The sequence below is a fragment of the Stenotrophomonas sp. YJH_SMC_65 genome, from assembly GCF_059369475.1.
In genome coordinates this window covers 113,355-134,525 of sequence record NZ_JCAFSR010000008.1, presented here as the reverse complement: position 1 = coordinate 134,525, position 21,171 = coordinate 113,355, and the positions used below count along the sequence as shown (strand labels likewise).

Genomic DNA, 21,171 nt, shown 5'->3' with positions numbered 1-21,171 from the left:
GGAAACCGGGCAAGCGTAGCAGCCGCACGGGCCCGGGGCAGGGGCCACAGGTCATGGCAGCGGAATCGGCAAAATGGCCCCTCCAGGTCGCTGCGACGGCGTGTGCGGCATGATGGCCATTCCGTTCGGATGGAACCGATATGTACTGCTACGACTACAGGATCTCGCTGCGCGTGCAGCACCCAACAGAGGCCGGCGCCGGGATTGCCGCCCGGTTGGATCTGGAACCGGCGTTTTCCCGAGACGTCGGAACCGGATACCGGGATCGCGACGGCAGCCTGATCAGCGGGCATGCGGAGACCCGCGTGGTGTTCGTACTGGAGAGGGGCAAGGACGGCTGGCTGATGGATGCCTGGCCGGCGTTGGTCGATCTCCTGCGGGCACGCGCCGATGTGATCGGGGAACTGCTGCAGGAGGGGGCTTCGATCGGCGTGCGTGTCGGCATCTTTGGAAAGACCGCATGGGCGGGTTTTGTGCTGGATCAGCAGTTGCTGCGACTGTTGGCGGACCTGCAGCTGGGTTTCCAGGTGGAGACCTATTTCCCGGACCCGGCGGACACGCCCGGCGCCAGCGACGAGGTGGCAGGCAGCTAGTGCAACCGGTTGCCGTGGTCGCGCATCCATTCTCCTGAACCCGCATCATCCATCGAACAGGAGCCCGACCATGCAGGAACTGATCCCGATCACCCTCTTCATCTGCATCGCCTACGCGATCCATGCCATTGCCGATGCGCGCGCGCGCAGCAAGCTGGTGGCCCCGCACGTGCCGGAGGAAGTGATCCGCTCGCTGGCCGTGCTGGAAGAAGAGCGGCGCCGCCAGGGGGCGTTGCGCTGGGGCATCAGCCTGGTCTGCCTGGCCCTGGCCATGGCCCTGCTGGAGGCCATCGGTGCGCGTGACCTGACCTTCGGTGCCGCTGCCGCGCTGGTCGGCAGTGCCGGCCTGGGCCAGCTGCTGGCCTGGCACTTCACCCGTCCTGCCGCACGCAAGGGCTGAGCCGGCGCATGCCACGGGCACAGGGGGCGCCCCGCGCATGAGCCTGCTCGGCGAAGCGCTGTCGGCACTGCGGGGCCGTCGCCGCGAGGATACGGCGGCGACGGCGGCTCCCGCCAAAGCGCTGGACGCGGACCAGGCCCTGGTGCGGGCCATCATCGATGGCTCGCAGTCGGCCTTCGCGCAACTGGTTGAAGCCCACCAGCGCACCTGCGCGCATGTGATCGGACGCATGGTGGGCGACCGCGACCAGGTGGCTGACCTGCTGCAGGAAACCTTCCTGGCCGTGTTCCGCCAGCTGCACCGGTTCCGCTTTGAATCTTCGTTGCGTACCTGGGTTTCGCGGGTGGCCTACACCACTGCACTACAGCACCTGCGCCGGCGGCGGCTGGAGGCGCAATGGATGGTGGCGGTGGAGGTGCCGGAGGAACTGGGGATCGGCGATGAAGGCCCCGGGCCCGCCGAGTTGAGCGAGGCGCTGCAGGCCGGGCGCCAGCTCGGCGCGGCACTGGAACGGCTGAGCGCGCCGCAGCGCCTGATCGTCGGCCTGCATTACCTGGAGGATTTCGATCTGGCCGAGATCGAGCAGGTGACCGGATTGGCACGCGGTACCATCAAGAGCCACCTGCACCGCGCGCGCCAGGTCCTGAAGCAGGAACTGACGCGGCATGCCACTGCCGGAGAGCTGCTGTGAACCCACCCACCGATCCTCGCGATGCGGAAGCGCGCGTGCTGGCACAGGCGTTGCGCGAGCAGGCGCAGCAGGAAGCAACGCCGGATGTGAGCGAGGCGCTGCAGAAGCGCATTGCCGCTGAGTCGCGCGACGGTGGCGTGGGCTATGTGGTGGTGCAGGTGCTGTTGTTTGGCGCGCTGCTGGCTGCAGCGGCCTGGTATTTCTGGCTCTGAGGCGCCCTCCGGGCGGTGGGCCGTTCCAGTCGCCGTTGGTAGATGCCGACCTGGGTCGGCGTTTGGGCGTGTGTGCCAACCAAGGCTGGCAGCTACCAGAACGGTTGACCCCTGCGACAAAGTGAAGCAGCGCGTCACCCGGTCGCATCCCACCTTAACGAAATCCTCCTAAAGTGGTCCGGTATCCCACCGGTCGCAGGCAGGAGGCGTCCCTTGGACGCGTTGTTGTTGTCCCGGATCCAGTTCGGATTCGTCATCAGTTTCCACGTGCTGTTCCCGGCCTTCACCATCGGCACGGCCAGCTGGCTGGCCTTCATCGAATGGCGCTGGCTGCGCACGAAGTTGCCCGTGTGGCGCGAGCTGTATTTCTTCTGGCAGAAGATCTTCGCGGTGTCGTTCGGCATGGGCGTGGTCAGCGGCATCGTCATGGCCTTCCAGTTCGGCACCAACTGGCCGCGGCTGAGCGAGGTGGCCGGTACGGTCATCGGCCCGCTGCTGACCTACGAGGTGCTGACCGCGTTCTTCCTGGAAGCCAGCTTCCTCGGCGTGATGATGTTCGGCTGGGGCCGGGTCTCGCCGCGCCTGCATTTCCTGTCCACCTGCATGGTGGCGCTGGGCACGCTGTTCTCCACGTTCTGGATCCTGTCGTCCAACAGCTGGCTGCATACGCCTGCCGGCTACGAGATGGTCAACGGCATCGTGCATCCGGTGGACTGGTGGCAGGTGGTGTTCAACCCCTCGTTCCCGTACCGCCTGGCGCACATGGCGCTGGGCTCGTTCATCACCACCTGTTTCGTGATTGGTGGCGTCGGTGCGTGGTACCTGCGCAGGGGCACGCACGTGGAAGCGGGCCGGCGCATGCTGATCGCGGCGGTGGCGTTCGCCGCACTGACCGTGCCGGTGCAGATCTTCGTTGGCGACATGCATGGCCTGAACACGCTCAAGCACCAGCCGATGAAGATCGCGGCGATGGAGGCGCACTGGCATGAAACCAAAGAAGGCGAGGGCGTGCCGCTGGTGGTGTTCGCGCTGCCGAACGAGAAGGAAGAGCGCAACGATTTCGAAGTGGCCATTCCGAAGCTGGGCAGCGTGATCCTTACCCACAGCCTGGACGGCACCTTCGATCCGCTCACCTCGGTACCCGCCAGCGAACGGCCGCCGGTGACGCCGGTGTTCTTCGCCTTCCGCATCATGGTCGGGCTGGGCACGCTGATGCTGCTGCTGGCCTGGGTGTCGGCCTTCCAGCTGTGGCGGAACAAGCTGCTGGATTCGCCGTGGCTGCTGCGCGGCTGGAACTGGATGCTGCCCAGCGGTTTCATCGCGCTGCTGTCGGGTTGGTTCGTTACCGAGATGGGTCGCCAGCCGTGGGTGGTGTATGGCGTACTGCGCACCGCTGATGCGGTGGGCCCGCAGAGTGCGTGGATGACCGCGCTGTCGCTGGGCGTCTATGTGGTTGGCTATGCCTTCGTGTTCGGCTGGGGTATCTGGTACCTGGTGAAGATCCTGCGCCACGGGCCGCAGCCGTACGCCGAGGGGCCGTCGCTGGACCATGGCAGCCATACGCCGGCACGCCCGCTGTCGGCGGCCGACGAACCGCTGGAGGACCGCTGACATGGACCTGATGACCTGGCTGCCGGTGGCGTGGTTCGCGGTGATCGGCTTCGGCGTGCTGATGTATGTGGTGCTGGACGGCTTCGTGCTCGGCATCGGCATCCTGGCCCCGTTCGCCGAGGACGAGGAACAGCTGGACCTGATGATGAACACCGCCGCGCCGATCTGGGACGGCAACGAGACCTGGCTGGTACTGGGCGGCGCCGGGCTGCTGGCGGCGTTCCCGAAGGCCTATGCGGTGCTGTTGTCGGCGCTGTACCTGCCGGTGCTGCTGCTGGTGGTGGCGCTGGTGTTCCGCGGCGTGGCGTTCGAGTTCCGCTTCAAGGCACATCGTTCGCGCCGGCTGTGGAGCGTGGGGTTCGGCCTGGGCTCGCTGCTGGCCACCTTTGCCCAGGGCGTGATCCTGGGCACGCTGGTGCAGGGCATCCCGCTGGTGGACGGTGCCTACCAGGGCGGCGCGTTCGCCTGGTTCAGCCCGTTCGCGATGCTGACCGGTGCCGCGCTGGTGGCCGGCTATGCGCTGCTGGGCAGCACCTGGCTGATCCTGAAGACGGAAGGGCGCGTGCAGGCGCTGGCGCGGCAGATGACCCGCCCGCTGGTGGTGGCGGTGATCGCGGCGATGGGCCTGGTGAGCAGCTGGCTGCCGTTCCTCGATTCGCGGTTGATGGACCGCTGGTTCAGCGACGGCAACTTCTGGTGGCTGTCGCCGGTCCCGCTGCTGACCCTGGCGGTGGCGGCCGCGCTGTGGCGCAGCGCGACCCATCCGCGCCGCGACCTGCCGCCGTTCCTGCTCAGCCTGGCCCTGTTCGTGCTCGGCTTCCTTGGCCTGGTGCTGGGCATGTGGCCCTACCTGCTGCCGCCGTCGATGACCCTGTGGCAGGCCGCCGCGCCGGCCTCCTCGCTGGGCTTCACCCTGGTCGGGCTGGTCATTCTGCTGCCGGTCATCCTCGGCTACACGGCGTGGTCATACCGGGTGTTCCGCGGCAAGGTGCACGCCGACACCGGTTACCACTGATCGTTTGAATGCGGGGCCGGCCGGTGCCGGCCCCCGCGTTGGGGAATGTGAAACCTGCACACCCCGCGCAGGACGTGCTAGCGTGCGCTCCTTTCCGGCGGCCAGGGGGGCAGCCGGCGACGTCCTGGACGGACGCACGGCTGCAGGAATGGGGGGCCGCCGCGCGTCGCCGTAATGGCTCGTGCCTATCGTTCTCCCGTTGAAGCACCATCGCTAAATGATCGAATTCTCTATCGTCGACTGGGCCGCCTGGGCGCCCGGCCTGAGCGAGCGTAGCCAGTGGCTGGGCTGGGCCGATGCGCCGTATCCGCCGCAGGGCGAAGACACGCCGGCGTTGGCCGAGATCCCGGCGATGCAGCGCCGCCGCATCGAGCGGCTGGGCCGGATGGCGATCCAGGCTGCCTGCTGGTGCGAGGACGGGCAGGGCGCTGACAGCCAGGTGCCGCTGGTGTTCGCCAGCCGCCACGGCGACGTGGCCCGTTCGATGGACCTGCTGGGGGCGCTGGCCAGCGATCAGCCTCTGTCCCCCACCGGGTTCGGCCTGTCGGTGCACAACGCGATCGCGGCGCTGTACTCGATCGCCCGCGGCCACCGCGGCAACTACCTGGCGCTGGCCGCCGGCCAGGCCACGGTCGAGACCGCCTGCCTGGAGGCCGCCGGGCTGCTGGCCGATGGTGCCCGCGAAGTGCGGGTGGTGGTCTATGAGTCGCCGCTTCCTGAAATTTACGCGACGTTTGCCGACGAACCCGACCCGTTCTTTGCCTGGTGCTGGCGTTTGACCGCGCCGACAGCGGGCCAGCCGACGCTCTCGCTGCAATGGGAGGCGGCGCCGGAGGCCACCGCCACCGCCCCGGGCACGCTGCCGCACGCGCTGGACCTGCACCGCTTCCTGCTGTCTGGCGCGCCGGCGCTGGAGCACGTGGCCCAGGGCCAGCGCTGGCGCTGGGGACGCCGTGGCTGAGGCGCTGCGCCGCCTCGATCATGCCTGGCGGGTGTTCGGCACCGGCCTGAGCTTCGCCGCATTTGGCGTGGGCGGCCTGCTGCTGGGCGTGCTGGTGATGCCGGTGCTGCTGCTGATGCGCGACCCGGTGGTCCGCCGCCGCCGCGCCCGCCGCGTGGTCCAGGTCGCCTTTGCCAGCCACCTGCGCCTGATGCGTGCGCTGGGGGTGATGACCTACCAGATCGAGGGCGGGGAACGCCTGCAGCGCGACGGTTTGCTGGTTCTGGCCAATCACCCGACCCTGATCGACGTGGTCTGCCTGATTTCGCTGCTGCCCAACGCCGATTGCGTGGTGAAGCGGGCCGTGGCCTGCAACCCGTTCATGCGCGGCCCGGTGCGGGCGGCCGGCTACATCGCCAACGATGACGGGGCCGGCCTGGTCGACGACTGCGTAGCGGCGGTGCATGCCGGCGGTACCCTGGTGATCTTCCCGGAGGGCACCCGCAGCGTGCCGGGCCAACCGCCGCGGCTGCAGCGCGGGGCCGCCAACATCGCCGTCCGCGGCCGGCTGGACATCACCCCGGTACGGATCACCTGCACCCCGCCCACGTTGACCAAGGGACAGAAGTGGTATCGTGTCCCCTCACGTCGCTTTCACGTTCGGCTGCAGATCGGCGAAGATATCCCGATCGCGCCCTTCCTGGCCGATGACGACTCGCCAAGGGGGGATGCCTTGGCAGCACGCCGCGTCACCGAGCACCTTTCTCGTTATTTCGACCTGTCTGGAGATCCGCCCCGTGCAAGCACTTGAGCACGAGATCAAGGAATTGATCATTTCCTCCCTTTCGCTGGAGGACATCACGCCGGAGGACATCGATCCGACCGCGCCGCTGTTCGTCGAGGGCCTCGGCCTGGATTCGATCGACGCGCTGGAACTGGGCTTGGCGCTGCAGAAGAAGTACGGTGTCAGCCTCTCGGCCGATTCAGAAGAAACCCGTCGCCATTTCTCCAGCGTGCGCGCGCTCGGCGAGTTCGTCGCCGCCCGCCAGTCGTAACGGCGCCAGGAATTGCCATGACCAAGAATGAACTGTTCGAACGCATCGTCAGCATCCTGACCGACAGCTTCGAGATCGAAACCGCCCGGATCACCCCCGAGGCCCGCCTGTACGACGACCTGGACATCGACAGCATCGATGCGGTCGACCTGATCGTGCAGCTCAAGCCGCTGCTCGGCCGCAATCTGCAGCCGGAAGCGTTCAAGGCCGTGCGCACCGTGCAGGACATCGTCGATGTCGTGCATGGACTGCTGCCGGACCAGGCAGCCGCCTGACTGCAGCGCCGGCGGCTTCGCCATGGCTCGCGCACGTACCGTCGTGGTGGCAGCGATTTCGCTTGCCTACCCGCTGCTGGTGTACCTGGCGATGGGCCGTTTCGAGCCGCGCTGGTTGTCGCTGCTGCTGTTCACCCTGGCCCTGCTGCGTGCACTGAGCACGCGACAGCCGCTGTGGTGGGCCGCCGCCGCTGGCACCGGCCTGCTGGCGGTGCTGGCCACCGTGCTCAACCAGGCCCTGCCGCTGAAGCTGTACCCGGCGCTGGTCAACGTGGTGATGCTGGCGGTGTTCGGCACCAGCCTGCGCTTCGGGCCACCGCTGGTGGAGCGCCTGGCGCGGCTGCAGGAGCCGGACCTGCCGCCGTTCGCGGTGGCCTATACCCGCCGCGTCACCCAGGTGTGGTGCGGCTTCTTCGTTCTCAACGGCAGCCTGGCCCTGCTGACCGCGCTGTACGCGTCGGACCGGGTCTGGATGCTCTACAACGGATTGTTGGCGTACGTGATGATGGGCGTGTTGTTCGCAGGGGAGTGGCTGGTGCGGCGGCAGGTGAAGGCGGCGCACGCGCATGGCTGAGTGGATTGCCCTGGACCGGCTGCTGCTGGAGGCACGGCCGCAGCGCAGCGTCGGCCTGTGCGACGGCGAGGTGATCGACCATGCCGGCTTCCGCCAGCGCGTACGGGCCTGGCGCGCCGCCTTTGCGGCCGCCGAAGGCCGCGACTGGGCCCTGTACTTCGATGATGCCGTGGCCTTTGCCGCCGCGCTGTTCGGTGCCTGGCATGCCGGCAAGCGGGTGTTCCTGGCCGCCGACAACCTGCCAGCCACGCTGCAGGCGCTGCAGCCGCAGGTGAGCGGCTTCGCAGGCGACGTGTCCGCCGACTACCGCTCGCTGGTGGCGCTGGACGCCGCGCTGGACGATGAGCTGCAGGCGCTGGACGAGCGCGCCTGCGAGCTGTGCGTGTTCACCTCCGGCAGCACCGGCCAGCCCAGTGCGATCGGCAAGCGCCTGGACCAGCTGGCGCGCGAGGTGGAGGCGCTGCAGGCCGCGTTCGGTGCGCGGATGGAGGGTGTGCAGGTCCATGGCACGGTGTCCCACCAGCACATCTACGGGCTGCTGTTCCGCGTGCTGTGGCCGCTGGCCGCCGGCCGCCTGATTCATCCGCGCCGGTTCTTCCACGAAGACCTGGTGGGTGCGCTGGCCGGTACCGATACGGTGCTGGTGGCGACGCCGGCCCACCTCAAGCGCCTGCCCGGGCAGCTCGACTGGGCCAGCCTGCATGGCCGCCTGCGCGCGGTGTTCTCCTCCGGTGGTCCGCTGCCGGAAGACGCAGCGCGGCAGGTGCGGCAGTGGCTGGGCGTGGCCCCGACCGAGGTCTATGGCAGCAGCGAGACCGGCGGCATCGCCTGGCGCCGCTGGGACATCGACCTGCCGCCGTGGCAGCCGCTGCCGGGCGTGCAGTGGCGCATCGACGATGGCTGCCTGGCGGTGGCCTCGGCACACCTGGACACCCCCGGTTGGTGGCGCACCCAGGACCGTGTCGAAGCCCTGGCCGACGGCCGCTTCCGCCTGCTGGGCCGGGCCGACCGCATCGTCAAGATCGAGGAACGCCGGGTGTCGCTGGATGCGCTGGAACGCGCGCTGCGCGAAGACGCCGAGGTGGATGACGCGCGCGTGCTGGTGCTGCCCGGGCAGCGCGAGCAGCTGGCCGCCGTGGTGGTGCCGGCCGATCCGGCGCTGCTGGAGGGCGGCGACGCTGCGCGGCGGGCGCTGGGCCAGCGCCTTGGCGCCCGCCTGGCGCATGCGCATGACGCAGTGACCCGGCCGCGTCGTTGGCGCCTGGTGCAGGCGCTGCCGATCAATGCGCAGGGCAAGGTGACCCAGGCCGCGCTGGCGGCGCTGTTCCAGCCGTTGATGCCGGTGCCGGCGTGGGATCACCGCGATGCCGCCAGCGCCACCCTGCGCATGACCCTGGACCCGGCGCTGCGGCCGTTCCAGGGCCACTTCCCGCAGGCGGCAATCCTGCCCGGCGTGGCGCAGCTGGACTGGGCGGTGCGCTTCGCCCGCCAGGCGTTTGTGATGCCGGGCGCGTTCGTGCGCATGGATGCGGTGAAATTCCAGCACGTGGCCCGCCCCGGTGACGAGTTGACCCTGCAGCTGGACTGGGATGCCGCACGCAACGTGCTGGCCTTCCGCTACACCTCCAGCCACGGTGTGCATGCCAGCGGCAGGGTGGTTTTCGCTGATGCGGACTGACCCGGCCGTTGCCGGTGCCGCATTCGCGCCACTGGTGGTGATCCCCGTCTACGACCACGAGCACGCCATCGCGGCGGTGGTCGATGGCGTGCAGGCCGCGGGACTGCCCTGCCTGCTGGTCGACGATGGTTCGCACGATGGGTGCGCGGCGGTGCTGCGCGCGCTGGCACAGCGCCAGGGCGTCGACCTGCTGCGCCTGGACGTCAACCAGGGCAAGGGCGGGGCGATGCTGGCCGGCTTTGCCGAGGCCGGCGCGCGTGGCTACAGCCACGTGCTGCAGATCGATGCCGACGGCCAGCACGATACCACTGACCTGCCACGCTTCATCGAAGCCGCGCGGGCCCATCCCGAGGCGGTGATCTGCGGCATTCCGGCTTACGACGCCAGTGTTCCCAAGGCGCGCCTGTATGGCCGCTACGCCACCCACATCTGGGTCTGGATCAACACGCTGTCGCTGCACCTGCGCGACACCATGTGTGGCTTCCGCGTGTATCCGCTGCCGCCGGTACTGCGCCTGATCGGTGAAGAGACCATCGGCCGGCGCATGGATTTCGATACCGAAGTGATGGTGCGGCTGTACTGGCGGCAATTGCCGGTCGAGCACCTGGCCACGCGTGTGACCTATCCATCCGATGGCGTGTCGCACTTCGATGTGTGGCGCGACAACGTGCGCATCAGCCGCATGCATACCCGCCTGTTCTTCGGCATGCTCTGGCGTGCGCCGCGGCTGCTGTGGCGCCGCCTGCAGGGGCAACGCTGAGATGGCGGCCGCGCAGGGTGCCCCGCACTGGGCCGACATCGGCGAATCGACGTCGGTGGCCGGCGTGCTGTTCCTGTGCTGGGTGCACCGCTGGTTCGGGCGCTGGCCGTTCCGCCTGTGCGTGTGGCCGGTGGTGGCCTGCCATTGGCTGGGCAACCGTATAGGGCGCCAGGCTTCGATGCAGTACCTGCAGCGGCTGCAGGCGCACAGCGGCGTGCTCGGCCGCGCGCCGACACGGCGTGACAGCCTGCGCCACTTCTTCGCCTTCGCCGATACGATGCTGGACAAGATCCTCGGCCTGGGCGGGCGCTACCCGGCCGAACGCATCCACCTGCATCGTGACCTGGTACTGCAGAAGATCGCGCGCCGCGAGGGCGGGCTGATCCTCACCGCGCACATCGGCTGCCTGGAGCTGTGCCAGGTGCTGGCCGAACAGGTGCCGGGGTTCCGCATCACCGTGCTGGTGCACACCGCGCATGCGCAGCGCTTCAACCGCCTGCTGCAGCGGCTGGACCCGCTGGCGGCGGTGGAACTGGTGCAGGTGACCGAAATGGGGCCGGCCACCGCGGTGATGCTGGCCGAGCGCGTGGCGGCGGGGGGCTTCGTTGCCATCGTCGGCGACCGCACGCCGGTACAGGGTGGCCGCAGCGTCACTGCCGATTTCCTGGGCCACCGCGCGCCGTTCCCGATCGGCGCCTATGTGCTCGCCGCGGCGCTGGGCTGCCCGGTCTACACCATGGCCTGCCTGCACGAGGGCGACGGCTATCGGGTGGCATTCGAACAGTTCGCCGAACGCATCGTGCTGCCGCGTGGCTCGCGTGACGCCGCGCTGGCCGAACAGGCACAGCGCTTCGCGCGCTGGCTGGAACTCCAGGTCATCCAGTCCCCGTTGGACTGGTTCAATTTCTTCCCCTTCTGGGATCAGGCTCCGCATGACGACTGACGCCGTACCCGTGTGCCGCTTTGGCGACGCACCGTTGACCATCGAAGACGTGGTTGCCCTGGCCCAGCGCCAGTGCGAGGCCGCACTGAGCGACGCGCCGGCGTTCCGCGCGCACATCCAGCGCGGTGCCGACTTCCTCGACCGCCTGCTGCGCGAGGACGGCGTGATCTACGGCGTGACCACCGGCTACGGCGACTCGTGCACGGTGAACATCCCGCCGGCGCTGGTGGCGGAACTGCCGCACCACCTGTACACCTACCACGGCTGCGGCCTGGGCCGTTACCTGGACCCGGTCGAGACCCGCGCGGTGCTGGCCGCGCGCCTGGCGTCGCTGGTGCGCGGCATGTCCGGCGTCAGCGTGCCGCTGCTGGAAGGCCTGGCCACGCTGCTGCAGCACGACGTGCTGCCGATGATCCCGGCCGAAGGCTCGGTCGGTGCCAGCGGCGACCTGACCCCGCTGTCATACGTGGCGGCGGTGCTGTGCGGCGAGCGCGAGGTGCTGCATGACGGCCGCGTGCAGCCGGCGGCCGAAGTGCTGGCGAAGATCGGCATGACCCCGCTGAAGCTGCGGCCGAAGGAAGGCCTGGCGATCATGAACGGCACCGCGGTGATGACCGGCCTGGCCTGCCTGGCCTGGCAGCGCGCCGATTACCTGGCGCGCATGGCCACGCGCCTGACCGCGTTCAACGTGCTGGCCAGCGACGGCAACGCGCACCACTTCGACGAAACCCTGTTCGCCGCCAAGCCGCACCCGGGCCAGGGCCGCATCGCTGCGCGCCTGCGCAGCGACCTGCACAGCGAACGCCCGCCGCGCAACGAACAGCGCCTGCAGGACCGCTATTCGCTGCGCTGCGCGCCGCACGTCATCGGCGTGCTGGAAGACAGCCTGCCGTTCCTGCGCCAGCTGATCGAAACCGAACTGAACAGTGCCAACGACAACCCGCTGATCGACGCCGACGGCGAGCGCATCCTGCATGGCGGCCACTTCTACGGCGGCCACATCGCACTGGCGATGGACACCCTGAAAAACACCGTGGCCAACGTTGCCGACCTGCTCGACCGGCAGCTGGCGCTGGTGGTGGATGCCCGCTACAACCATGGCCTGCCGGCCAACCTGTCGGCGGCCACCGGCCCGCGCGCGGCCATCAACCATGGCCTGAAGGCGCTGCAGATCAGCGTGTCGGCCTGGACTGCCGAAGCGCTGAAGCAGACCATGCCGGCCAGCGTGTTCTCGCGTTCCACCGAGTGCCACAACCAGGACAAGGTCAGCATGGGCACCATCGCCGCGCGCGACTGCCTGCGCGTGATCGAGCTGACTGAACAGGTGGTGGCCGCGATGCTGATCGCCGCCCGCCAGGGCCTGGCGCTGCGCGAACGGGTTGGCCTGAACGCGCAGCTGCATGGCAGTCTGGCCGACATGTACGCCGACCTGGGGCAGCGCATCGCCCTGGTTGAAGAAGACCGCGCGCTGGATCGCGAACTGCGGGAACTGCTGGTGGAGATCCGCGCGCAACGTTGGGAGCTGTATGCCGGTGAATGAGGCCATCGAACGGGTTGGCGAAATTGCGTTGACCCCTGCCTTCCATGACTGCGATCCGATGAACGTGGTCTGGCATGGCAACTATTTCAAGTACTTCGAGATCGCGCGCTGCGCGCTGCTCGGGCGCTACGACTACGACTACCCGCAAATGCTCGAATCGGGCTACCTGTGGCCGGTGGTCGATGCGCGGGTGAAGTACGTGCGGCCGCTGCTGTTCAACCAGGCGCTGCGCGTGGTCGCGCGCATCGTGGAATGGGAGAACCGGCTGAAGATCGAGTATGAAATCCTCGATGCGCAGAGCGGCCAGGTGCTGACCCGCGCGATGACCATCCAGGTCGCGGTGGACGCGGCCAGCAAGGAAATGCTGTACCAGTGCCCGCCGGTACTGTGGGAACGCCTGGGAGTACCTGCGCCGTGAACCCCCTTGTCCGTCTTTCGAGCGTGCTGCTGTGCGCGCTGATCTTCGTTGCCGCACCGCAGGTGCAGGCGGCCGACCCCGCCATCGATGCGATCACCCAGGCGGTGGCGCGGCCGGATGTGCTGCGTGGCCAGTTCAGCCAGGAAAAGCAGGTCAGCGGCTTCAGGAACCCGCTGCGCTCGCAGGGCCAGTTCGTGGTCGCGCGCCAGCACGGCGTGATCTGGGCCACGCTCAAGCCGTTCCCTTCCGAAGTGGTGGTCACCGCCGACCGCATCCTGAGCCGCCAGCGCGATGGCAGCACCCGTGTCGAACTCGATGCACGGCAGCAGCCGGCGATGCGTTCGGTGAACGCGATCATGTTCGCGCTGATGAGTGGCGACGTGCAGGCGCTGTCCAGCCAGTTCAACGTGGCGGCCAGCCGTGAAGGGCAGGGCTGGCGGCTGCGGCTGACGCCGAAGTCGGCGATGCTGGCCAAGGCGTTCCAGTCGCTGACCCTGCAGGGTGACCGCTACGTGCGCCAGGTCGAGATCGTCGAGGCCAACAAGGACCGCACGCAGATCCAGTTCAGTGCATTGAGCGAGGCGCCGGCCACCCTCACCGCCGACGAGGCACGCCGCTTTGAGTGAGGCCGTCGCATCGAACGCACCGGAGCGGCTGCGGCGCTGGTGGCACTGGCTGGGCATCGCCTGGCTGTTGCTGCTGCTGGTACTGGGCGCGCAGCAGTGGCACCTGTGGAGCCAGCAATCGCGGATCGACACCGACATCCTCGCGCTGCTGCCGCAGGATGCGCATGACCGCCTGTTGAGCGACGTCACCCGGCGCATCGCCGACGGCAGCTCGCGGCAGGTGGTGGTACTGCTGGGCAGCAGGGACGGCGCCGCCGCCAAGCGTGCGCAGGCGGCCTTTGCCGCGGCCATGGCCAAGGACACTGACCGAGCCCTGCTGGTGCCCAGTGGTTCGATCGAAGGCTGGTTCGATGAGGCGCGCGCGTTCTACGCGCCGTACCGCGACCGCCTGCTGACGCCGGCCCAGCGCGAGCAGCTGCAGGGCAGCGAACCGGGCGCGTTGGCCGAGCAGGCGTTGGCCGCGCTGTACGGCCCGATGGGCGCTCCGCGCCTGACCGACTGGCGGCAAGACCCGTTGTCGTTGTGGCCGCAATGGTGGCAGCAGCAGGCGCAGGGGTCGGGGTTGCGGCTGGGCGATGATGGCCTGCTCGAAGCCGAGGGCAGGCACTGGGCCGTGCTGCAGTTCGATACACCGGGTTCGGCGTTCCAGCTCGACGGTGAGCGTCATCTCGACGGCCTGCTGGAACGTGCCGGGCGGGCTGCCAGGGCGGCAGCGCCGGAGCTGGAAATCCTGCATGCCGGCGTGCCGCTGCACGCCGAGGCGGCCGCGGTGCAGGCCAACCAGGAGATCAACACGATCGGCTGGGGCTCGCTGGCCGCGGTGCTGCTGCTGGTGTGGCTGGCGTTCCGTTCGCTGCGGCCGATCCTGCTGGTCGCCGCGTCGTTGCTGATCGGTTGTGGCGTGGCGCTGGCGGTGACCGTGCTGGTGTTCGGCAAGGTGCACGTGCTCACCCTGGTGTTCGGTGCGTCGCTGGTGGGCGTGGCCGAGGATTACGGCATCCACTGGTTTGCCTCGCGCCAGGCCGAGCCGGCCGATCGCCGCTGGAAGCTGCTGGGGCACCTGTTGCCGGGCCTGTGGCTGGCCTTGCTGACCAGCGCGCTGGCCTACCTGGCCCTGGGCCTGGCCCCGTTCCCGGGCCTGCGCCAGATGGCGCTGTTCTCGGTGGTCGGCCTGGCCGCCGCGTTCCTCACGGTGATCTTCTGGTTCCCGTGGCTGGATGGCGGCGAGATCCGCCAGACCCGTTTCTCGCAGTGGCTGGGCAACACGCTGGAGCGCTTCCCGCGGTTGCATGGCCGCCGGCCGGTGACGGTGTTCGTGGTGATCACGCTGGCGCTGTCTGCCATCGGCATCGCCCGCCTGCACAGCAATGACGACCTGCGCAGCCTGCAGTCCTCACCGCCGGCACTGATGGCCCAGCAGATCCGCCTGAGCCAGCTGCTGGGCATGCCCAGCCCGGCGCAGTTCTATCTGGTGCAGGGCAGTGACGCTGCACAGCTGCTGCAGCGCGAAGAAGCACTGACCGAACGCTTGCGTGTACTGGCCAACGACAAGCGCATCGGCGGTTACCGCGCGATCAGTGACTGGCTGCCGTCGCCGGCACGCCAGCAGGCCGATGCGGCGCTGACCGCCAAGGTGGAACCGGGCGTGCTGCAGGCCGTGTCCGATGCGGTCGGAGAACCCTTGCCGCGCCCCGACTTCGCCACCACGCCGCTGACCGCGGAGGCGTTCCTGGCCTCGCCGGCCTCGCAGCCGTTCCGCCACCTGTGGGTGGGTGAGGTCGGTGGGCAGATGATCAGCGTGGTGATGGTCGATGACCTGTCGCGCGCCGATGCGCTGGCGACCCTGCGCGGGGCGGCCGAAGGCCTGCCTGGCGTGCGCTGGGTGGACCGCACCGCCGACTTCTCGCAGCTGCTGGGCCACTACCGCAAGCTGATGGGGGGGCTGCTGCTGGTCGGCATCTTGCTGGTGTTCGGCGCGCTGTGGCTGCGCTACCGCCGCCAGGCCTGGCGCGTGTTCGCGCCGACCCTGATTGCCGGTGCGTTGACCCTGGGCCTGCTGGGCCTGTTCGGCCAGCCACTGCAGCTGTTCAACGTGCTGGCACTGATGCTGCTGCTGGGCATGGGCATCGACTACGGCATCTTCCTGATCGAGCACCGCGGCGATGCCAGTGCCTGGCTGGCGGTGTGCGTGGGCGCGGCCAGCACCTGGCTGTCGTTCGGCCTGCTGGGACTGTCGCAGACCCCGGCGCTGCGCGCGTTCGGCCTGACCCTGCTGTTCGGCATCGGCCTGGTCTGGCTGATCTCGCCGCTGTTCCGGCCGCCGCCGCATGATCTGCCGCGGGCCTGAGCCTGCTTCCGACTTCCTTCTTTCCACTTGATCGAGCAACAAGGACGCACCGATGAATACTGCTGTGGATGCTGTCGAACGTACTGAAATCCTGATCATCGGTGCCGGCCCGGCCGGCTCCGTGGCTGCGGCGATGCTGCGCCAGCAGGGCCGCCAGGTGCTGATGCTGGAGCGCCAGCAGTTCCCGCGCTTCTCCATCGGCGAAAGCCTGCTGCCGCAGAGCATGGAGTACATCGAGGCCGCCGGCCTGCTGCAGGACGTGGTCGAAGCCGGCTTCCAGCACAAGAACGGCGCGGCCTTCGTGCACGGCGAAGCGCGTACCGCATTCGACTTCAGGAAGAAGTTCTCGCCGGGCTGGGGCACCACCTACCAGGTGCAGCGCGCCGACTTCGACAACGTGCTGGCGCGCGGTGCCGAGCGCATGGGGGCCACGCTGCGTTTCGGTGATGAAGTGCTGTCGGTCGAAGCCGGCGAGCAGCCGGCGGTGACGGTGCGCCGCCCGGACGGCAGCGAGTACCGCATCGAGGCCGATTTCATCCTCGACGCCTCGGGCTTCGCACGCCTGCTGCCGCGCCTGCTGCAGCTGGAATCCCCGTCCAACTTCCCGGTGCGCGGGGCGATCTTCTGCCACGTGCGCGACAACATTCCGGCCGAAGCGGACTTCGACCGCAACAAGATCCTGATCACCACCCATCCCGAGCACGTCGACGTCTGGTACTGGACAATCCCGTTCTCCAACGGCTGCTGCTCGCTGGGCGTGGTCGCCGAACCGTCGTTCTTCGAGCGCTACGAGGGCGACGACCTGCAGAAACTGCAGGCCATCGTCGGCGAGGACCCGAACCTGACCCGGCTGCTGGCCAATGCCGAATGGGCGGTGCTGCCGGTGCGCCGCATCACCGGCTACTCGGCCAATGTCAGTTCGTTGTGGGGGCCGGGCTATGCCCTGCTGGGCAATGCCGGCGAGTTCCTCGACCCGGTGTTCTCGTCCGGCGTGACCATCGCCTTCAAGTCCGCGCAGCTGGCCAGTGCATGCCTGGCGCGCCGCTATGCCGGCGAAGCCGTGGACTGGGAAGCGGAGTTCTCGGTCCCGCTGCGGGCGGGCGTGAAGACCTTCCGCCGCTTTGTCGAAAGCTGGTACGAAGGCGGTTTCCAGAAGATCATCTACCACCCGCAGCAGCAGCCCGAAGTGCGCGACATGATCAGCTCCATCCTGGCCGGTTACGCCTGGGACACCAACAACCCGTACGTGGCCGATGACAGTGGCCGCCGCATGCGCGTGCTGGAGCAGCTGTGCGGCGCCTGATCGCCCCTGCGACAGCACTGCTGCTGAGCCTGCTGCTGGTGGCCTGCGCCGGCCGCATGCCGAAGCCGTTGGTGGAACTGCCGCCGCTGCGCCTGTCGCCGGCCAGCCTGCCGGCGCCGCTGGCGTTGCAGCAGCAGTTGCATTTCCGGTTCGGCACGCATGAGCGCGACCTGGATGCACTGCTGGAAGCCGATGCGCAGCAGGTGCAGCTGGCGGTGCAGGCGATGGGCCAGACCGGCGTGCGCCTGCAGTGGGACGGCCAGCAGCTGACCCAGCAGCGCGCGCCGTGGCTGCCGCCGCAGGTGCGCGCCGAGCGCGTGCTGGATGACCTGCAGTTCGCGCTGTGGCCGACCGCAGCCATCGCGGCCGCGCTGCCAGCCGGCTGGCAGGTCCGTGACGATGGCCATCAGCGCAGCCTGTCGCGCGACGGCACGGTGTGGCTGCAGCTGCAGCGCCTGGACGATGGCAGCGTGCAGCTGGACAACCGGGCCGAAGGCTATGTGCTGCGCATCGAATCGATCGACATGGGCGGGCCGGATCGATGAGTGCACCGATCTATCTGAACGATCTGGGCGTGGTCTGCGCGCTCGGCGATGGCCGCGACGCGGTGGCTTCGGCGATGTTCGCCGGCGTGCCGGGCGGGCTCAGCGACAACGATACCCTGCTGCCGGGGCACACCCTGGCGCTGGGGCAGGTGCGTACACCGCTGCCGACGCTTGAAGAACTGCCGGCCGCCCTGCGCGGGCGCAACAACGCCCTGCTGGACGTGGCACTGGCGCAGATCGCACCGGCGGTGGCCGCCGCGATCGCCCGCCACGGCGCCGAACGCGTGGCGGTCGTGCTGGGCACCAGTACCTCGGGCATCGGTGAATCCGAGCAGGCCCTGCGCACCCATGCCGAACAGGGCCAATGGCCGCCCGGGTTCGATTACGCCCAGCAGGAAATGGGTACTGCCGCGCAGTTCGTGCGCCAGCGCAGCGGCGCTCAGGGGCCGGCGTGGACCCTGTCCACCGCCTGCTCGTCCAGTGCCAAGGCACTGATGTCGGCTGCACGCATGCTGCGGGCCGGTATCGTCGACGCCGTGATCGCAGGTGGCGCGGACTCGCTGTGCCGCTTCACCGTGGCCGGCTTCAGCGCGCTGGAATCGGTGTCGGCCCTGCGCTGCAATCCATTCTCGCAGCACCGTGCCGGCATCAACATCGGCGAGGGTGCCGCGCTGTTCCTGCTCACCCGCGAACCCGGCCCGGTATGCCTGGCCGGCTGGGGCGAATCGGCCGACGCGCACCATATGTCCGCCCCCGATCCGCAGGGCCTGGGTGCCATCGATGCCCTGCAGCAGGCGCTGCAGCGCGCCGGCTGGGCGGCCGATGAAGTGGACTACGTGAACCTGCATGGCACCGCCACCGGCCACAACGATGCGATGGAAAGCCTGGCGGTGTCGCAGGTGCTGGGCAACCAGGTGCCGGCCAGTTCGACCAAGCCGCTGACCGGCCATACGCTGGGTGCTTCAGGCGCGATCGAAGCTGCACTGTGCTGGATCGTGCTGGCCGGGAACCCGCAGCAGCAGCTGCCACCGCACTGGTGGGACGGCGTGGCAGACCCCGCGCTGCCGGCACTGCCGCTGGTCGCACCGGCCACCCGCCTGGCACAGGCACCGCGGCGGGTGCTGAGCAATTCGTTCGCCTTCGGCGGCAGCAATGCCGTGCTGGCGCTGGAGCGTCGATGAACACGCTGTACGCGATCGAAGAGGTGGTGCCGCACCGCCAGGACATGTGCCTGCTGGAGCGCATCACGCACTGGGACCAGGACACCATCGAGGCCGAACTGGTGGTGCCCGACGCGGGCCTGTTCGTCGAGGAGGGCCAGGTGCCGGCGTGGGTCGGCATCGAATACATGGCGCAGGCCATCGCGGCCTGGGCCGGTTGCCGTGCGCGTGCGGCGGGCAAGCCGCCGCAGTTGGGCTTCCTGCTTGGCAGCCGCCGCTACAGCAGCCCGCGCAGCAGCTTTCCCAGCGGATCGCGGCTGCGCGTACAGGCGCGCTGCGAGCTGTTGGGTGACAATGGATTGGGGATGTTCGCCTGCCGCATCCTGGCAGGCGAGGACGAATGGGCGACAGCCAACGTGTCGGTGTTCGAACCGGCCGATGCGATGGCCTATCTGGAGAGTGGACAGGCATGACAGGGAATCGAAGCGTGCTGGTGACCGGCGCCAGCCGGGGCATCGGCCGGGCCATCGCGCTGCGCATCGCGCGTGACGGCTTCGACGTGGTGGTGCATTGCCGCAGCCGCCTGGATGAGGCACAGGCCGTGATGGCCGAGATCCACGCGTTGGGCCAGCAGGCCCGCGTACTGATGTTCGACGTGGCTGATCGCGAGGCCGCACGCGCTGTGCTGGAGGCCGATGTCGAAGCGCACGGCGCGTACTACGGCGTGGTCTGCAACGCCGGCATCGCCCGTGATGGTGCCTTCCCGGCACTGTCAGCGGAGGATTGGGACCAGGTCATCCACACCAACCTGGACGGTTTCTACAACGTACTGCATCCGCTGATCATGCCGATGGTGCGCCGGCGCAAGCCTGGCCGCATCATCACCCTGTCGTCGGTGTCCGGACTGGCCGGCAACCGCGGGCAGGTCAATTACAGCGCCGCCAAGGCCGGCATCATCGGTGCCACCAAGGCCCTGGCGCTGGAACTGGCCAGCCGCCAGATCACCGTCAACTGCGTGGCCCCGGGCCTGATCGAGACCGAAATGCTCAACGATGAAGTGGTTGAACACGCGCTCAAGCTGATTCCCGCCGGCCGCGTCGGTCGTCCCGACGAAGTGGCGGCCACGGTGGCGTTCCTGCTGTCCGAGCCGGCCGGCTACATCACCCGCCAGGTGATCTCGGTGAACGGAGGCATGATCTGATGGCCGCCGATCGTCGCGTGGTGGTCACCGGTGCCGCCGCCATCAGTCCGCTCGGCCACGACTGGCCGACCATCGAGGCACACCTGCGCAGCTGCCGCAATGCGGTGCGTGCGATGCCCGAGTGGGATGTCTATGCCGGGCTGAACACCAAGCTGGCCGCGCCGGCACAGGATTTCGAGCTGCCGCCGAACTACAACCGCAAGACCACCCGCTCGATGGGCAAGGTCGCGATCATGTCGGTGCGCGCCACTGAGGTGGCACTGCGTGAAGCCGGCCTGCACGAGCATCCGGTGCTGCGCAGCGGCCGTACCGGCGTGGCCTACGGCTCGTCCTCGGGCAGCCACGAGGCCACGGGTGAATTCGGGCGCATGCTCAACGAGTTCACCACCGATGGCATCAGTGCCACCACCTACCTGAAGATGATGAGCCACACCGCGCCGGTCAACATCGGCGTGTTCTTCGGCCTGTCCGGGCGCGTGTACACCACCTCCAGTGCCTGCACCTCCGGCAGCCAGGGCGTGGGTGCGGCCTATGAAGCGATCCGCAGTGGCAAGCAGACGGTGATGGTGGCCGGCGGTGCCGAGCAGCTCGATGCCACCGCAGCGGCGGTGTTCGACACCCTGTTCGCCACCAGCGTGCGCAACGATGCGCCGCAGACCACCCCGCGCCCGTTCGATGCCGGCCGTGATGGCCTGGTGCTGGGCGAGGGCGCCTGCACGCTGATCCTGGAAGACCTGGAGCACGCGCAGGCGCGCGGCGCCACCATCCTTGCCGAGGTGGTCGGCTACGGCACCAACAGCGATGGCCAGCACGTCACCCAGCCCAGCGCCGACACCATGGCCCAGGCCATGCGCCTGGCGCTGGAGGATGCCGGCCTGGACGCGGCGCAGATCGACTACGTCAACGCCCACGGCACCGCCACCGACCACGGTGACATCGCCGAAACCCAGGCGACCGCGCAGGTGTTCGGCAACCGCGTGCCGATCAGCTCGCTGAAGAGCTATGTCGGCCACATGCTGGGTGCCTGTGGCGCGTTCGAGGCCTGGCTGAGCATCCAGATGATGCGCGCCGGCTGGTTCGCGCCGACCCTGAACCTGGCCGAGGTCGACCCGCGCTGTGGCCAGCTCGACTTCATCACCGGGCAGGGCCGCGAACTGCAGGCCGAGTACGTGATGAGCAACAACTTCGCCTTCGGCGGCATCAACACCTCACTGGTGTTCCGCCGCTGGAGCGAGTGATCCACCGCCCCACCGCACTGTTTCCGCCATCCACCCGCACCCCTGA

At 68.8% G+C, this 21,171-nt stretch carries 24 protein-coding genes; all 24 read left to right on the top strand.

All coding sequences use genetic code 11. The features are described from left to right. The first annotated feature begins 140 nt into the window (after positions 1–140). The 24 genes from AC5P7A_RS16070 (at position 141) to AC5P7A_RS15955 (ending at position 21,125) form a co-directional block, all read left to right on the top strand. Positions 141–593 carry a hypothetical protein gene (locus AC5P7A_RS16070; RefSeq protein ID WP_014648854.1) on the top strand — a complete coding sequence of 151 codons (453 nt, stop codon included), beginning with the start codon at positions 141–143 and terminating at the stop codon, positions 591–593. Between the two features lie 70 nt (positions 594–663). Then, positions 664–993, top strand: coding sequence for a hypothetical protein (locus AC5P7A_RS16065; RefSeq protein ID WP_005414880.1), 330 nt, complete (start codon positions 664–666; stop codon positions 991–993). A 37-nt stretch (positions 994–1,030) separates the two neighbouring features. Further along, positions 1,031–1,684: an RNA polymerase sigma factor gene (locus AC5P7A_RS16060; RefSeq protein WP_014648853.1), complete on the top strand. Its 654-nt coding sequence runs from the start codon at positions 1,031–1,033 to the stop codon at positions 1,682–1,684. Further along, entirely contained in the window at positions 1,681–1,896 is a 216-nt protein-coding gene (locus AC5P7A_RS16055) for a hypothetical protein (RefSeq protein WP_014648852.1), read from the top strand. Before AC5P7A_RS16060 ends, AC5P7A_RS16055 begins: the two co-directional genes overlap by 4 nt. A gap of 213 nt (positions 1,897–2,109) precedes the next feature. Next, complete coding sequence (locus AC5P7A_RS16050) at positions 2,110–3,507, top strand: cytochrome ubiquinol oxidase subunit I (RefSeq protein WP_111205369.1); 1,398 nt, start codon at positions 2,110–2,112, stop codon at positions 3,505–3,507. 1 nt (position 3,508) lies between these two features. Continuing rightward, a complete protein-coding gene (cydB, locus tag AC5P7A_RS16045; protein WP_032960627.1) occupies positions 3,509–4,522 on the top strand; it encodes a cytochrome d ubiquinol oxidase subunit II in 1,014 nt (337 codons plus the stop codon). 217 nt (positions 4,523–4,739) lie between these two features. Continuing rightward, positions 4,740–5,483, top strand: coding sequence for a beta-ketoacyl synthase chain length factor (locus AC5P7A_RS16040; protein WP_014648849.1), 744 nt, complete (start codon positions 4,740–4,742; stop codon positions 5,481–5,483). Continuing rightward, positions 5,476–6,273: a lysophospholipid acyltransferase family protein gene (locus AC5P7A_RS16035; RefSeq protein ID WP_014038937.1), complete on the top strand. Its 798-nt coding sequence runs from the start codon at positions 5,476–5,478 to the stop codon at positions 6,271–6,273. The genes AC5P7A_RS16040 and AC5P7A_RS16035 overlap by 8 nt, the downstream gene beginning before the upstream one ends. Continuing rightward, positions 6,260–6,517: a phosphopantetheine-binding protein gene (locus tag AC5P7A_RS16030; protein WP_005411610.1), complete on the top strand. Its 258-nt coding sequence runs from the start codon at positions 6,260–6,262 to the stop codon at positions 6,515–6,517. Before AC5P7A_RS16035 ends, AC5P7A_RS16030 begins: the two co-directional genes overlap by 14 nt. Before the next feature lie 17 nt (positions 6,518–6,534). Further along, positions 6,535–6,792 (top strand): acyl carrier protein, encoded by a 258-nt coding sequence (locus tag AC5P7A_RS16025; protein WP_005411609.1) that lies wholly within the window; start codon positions 6,535–6,537, stop codon positions 6,790–6,792. Positions 6,793–6,814: 22 nt separating this feature from the next. Beyond that, on the top strand, positions 6,815–7,366 hold the full coding sequence (locus AC5P7A_RS16020) for a COG4648 family protein (protein WP_046433259.1): 552 nt from the start codon (positions 6,815–6,817) through the stop codon (positions 7,364–7,366). After that, the gene (locus AC5P7A_RS16015; protein WP_495220330.1) at positions 7,359–9,044 is read left to right on the top strand and encodes an ApeI family dehydratase; all 1,686 of its coding nucleotides are present in this window, start codon (positions 7,359–7,361) and stop codon (positions 9,042–9,044) included. Before AC5P7A_RS16020 ends, AC5P7A_RS16015 begins: the two co-directional genes overlap by 8 nt. Then, positions 9,034–9,804, top strand: a complete 771-nt coding sequence (locus AC5P7A_RS16010) for a glycosyltransferase family 2 protein (RefSeq protein WP_197605252.1) — start codon at positions 9,034–9,036, stop codon at positions 9,802–9,804. Before AC5P7A_RS16015 ends, AC5P7A_RS16010 begins: the two co-directional genes overlap by 11 nt. 1 nt (position 9,805) lies before the next feature. Further along, entirely contained in the window at positions 9,806–10,747 is a 942-nt protein-coding gene (locus tag AC5P7A_RS16005) for a lysophospholipid acyltransferase family protein (protein ID WP_014648845.1), read from the top strand. Beyond that, on the top strand, positions 10,737–12,287 hold the full coding sequence (locus AC5P7A_RS16000; RefSeq protein ID WP_032960620.1) for an HAL/PAL/TAL family ammonia-lyase: 1,551 nt from the start codon (positions 10,737–10,739) through the stop codon (positions 12,285–12,287). The genes AC5P7A_RS16005 and AC5P7A_RS16000 overlap by 11 nt, the downstream gene beginning before the upstream one ends. Next, entirely contained in the window at positions 12,274–12,705 is a 432-nt protein-coding gene (locus tag AC5P7A_RS15995) for an acyl-CoA thioesterase (RefSeq protein ID WP_032960618.1), read from the top strand. The genes AC5P7A_RS16000 and AC5P7A_RS15995 overlap by 14 nt, the downstream gene beginning before the upstream one ends. Further along, the gene (locus AC5P7A_RS15990; RefSeq protein ID WP_041863962.1) at positions 12,702–13,331 is read left to right on the top strand and encodes a LolA family protein; all 630 of its coding nucleotides are present in this window, start codon (positions 12,702–12,704) and stop codon (positions 13,329–13,331) included. Before AC5P7A_RS15995 ends, AC5P7A_RS15990 begins: the two co-directional genes overlap by 4 nt. After that, positions 13,324–15,678 (top strand): MMPL family transporter, encoded by a 2,355-nt coding sequence (locus AC5P7A_RS15985; protein ID WP_495220329.1) that lies wholly within the window; start codon positions 13,324–13,326, stop codon positions 15,676–15,678. Before AC5P7A_RS15990 ends, AC5P7A_RS15985 begins: the two co-directional genes overlap by 8 nt. 52 nt (positions 15,679–15,730) lie before the next feature. Then, a complete protein-coding gene (locus AC5P7A_RS15980) occupies positions 15,731–16,981 on the top strand; it encodes an NAD(P)/FAD-dependent oxidoreductase (protein WP_014648840.1) in 1,251 nt (416 codons plus the stop codon). Next, entirely contained in the window at positions 16,969–17,526 is a 558-nt protein-coding gene (locus AC5P7A_RS15975; RefSeq protein ID WP_495220328.1) for a DUF3261 domain-containing protein, read from the top strand. Before AC5P7A_RS15980 ends, AC5P7A_RS15975 begins: the two co-directional genes overlap by 13 nt. Further along, positions 17,523–18,707 (top strand): beta-ketoacyl-[acyl-carrier-protein] synthase family protein, encoded by a 1,185-nt coding sequence (locus AC5P7A_RS15970; RefSeq protein ID WP_014648838.1) that lies wholly within the window; start codon positions 17,523–17,525, stop codon positions 18,705–18,707. The genes AC5P7A_RS15975 and AC5P7A_RS15970 overlap by 4 nt, the downstream gene beginning before the upstream one ends. Continuing rightward, the gene (locus AC5P7A_RS15965) at positions 18,704–19,159 is read left to right on the top strand and encodes a hotdog family protein (RefSeq protein ID WP_032960608.1); all 456 of its coding nucleotides are present in this window, start codon (positions 18,704–18,706) and stop codon (positions 19,157–19,159) included. Before AC5P7A_RS15970 ends, AC5P7A_RS15965 begins: the two co-directional genes overlap by 4 nt. Next, positions 19,156–19,887 (top strand): 3-ketoacyl-ACP reductase FabG2, encoded by a 732-nt coding sequence (locus AC5P7A_RS15960; protein ID WP_032960607.1) that lies wholly within the window; start codon positions 19,156–19,158, stop codon positions 19,885–19,887. The genes AC5P7A_RS15965 and AC5P7A_RS15960 overlap by 4 nt, the downstream gene beginning before the upstream one ends. Beyond that, the gene (locus AC5P7A_RS15955) at positions 19,887–21,125 is read left to right on the top strand and encodes a beta-ketoacyl-ACP synthase (RefSeq protein WP_014648835.1); all 1,239 of its coding nucleotides are present in this window, start codon (positions 19,887–19,889) and stop codon (positions 21,123–21,125) included. Before AC5P7A_RS15960 ends, AC5P7A_RS15955 begins: the two co-directional genes overlap by 1 nt. Positions 21,126–21,171: the final 46 nt, after the last annotated feature.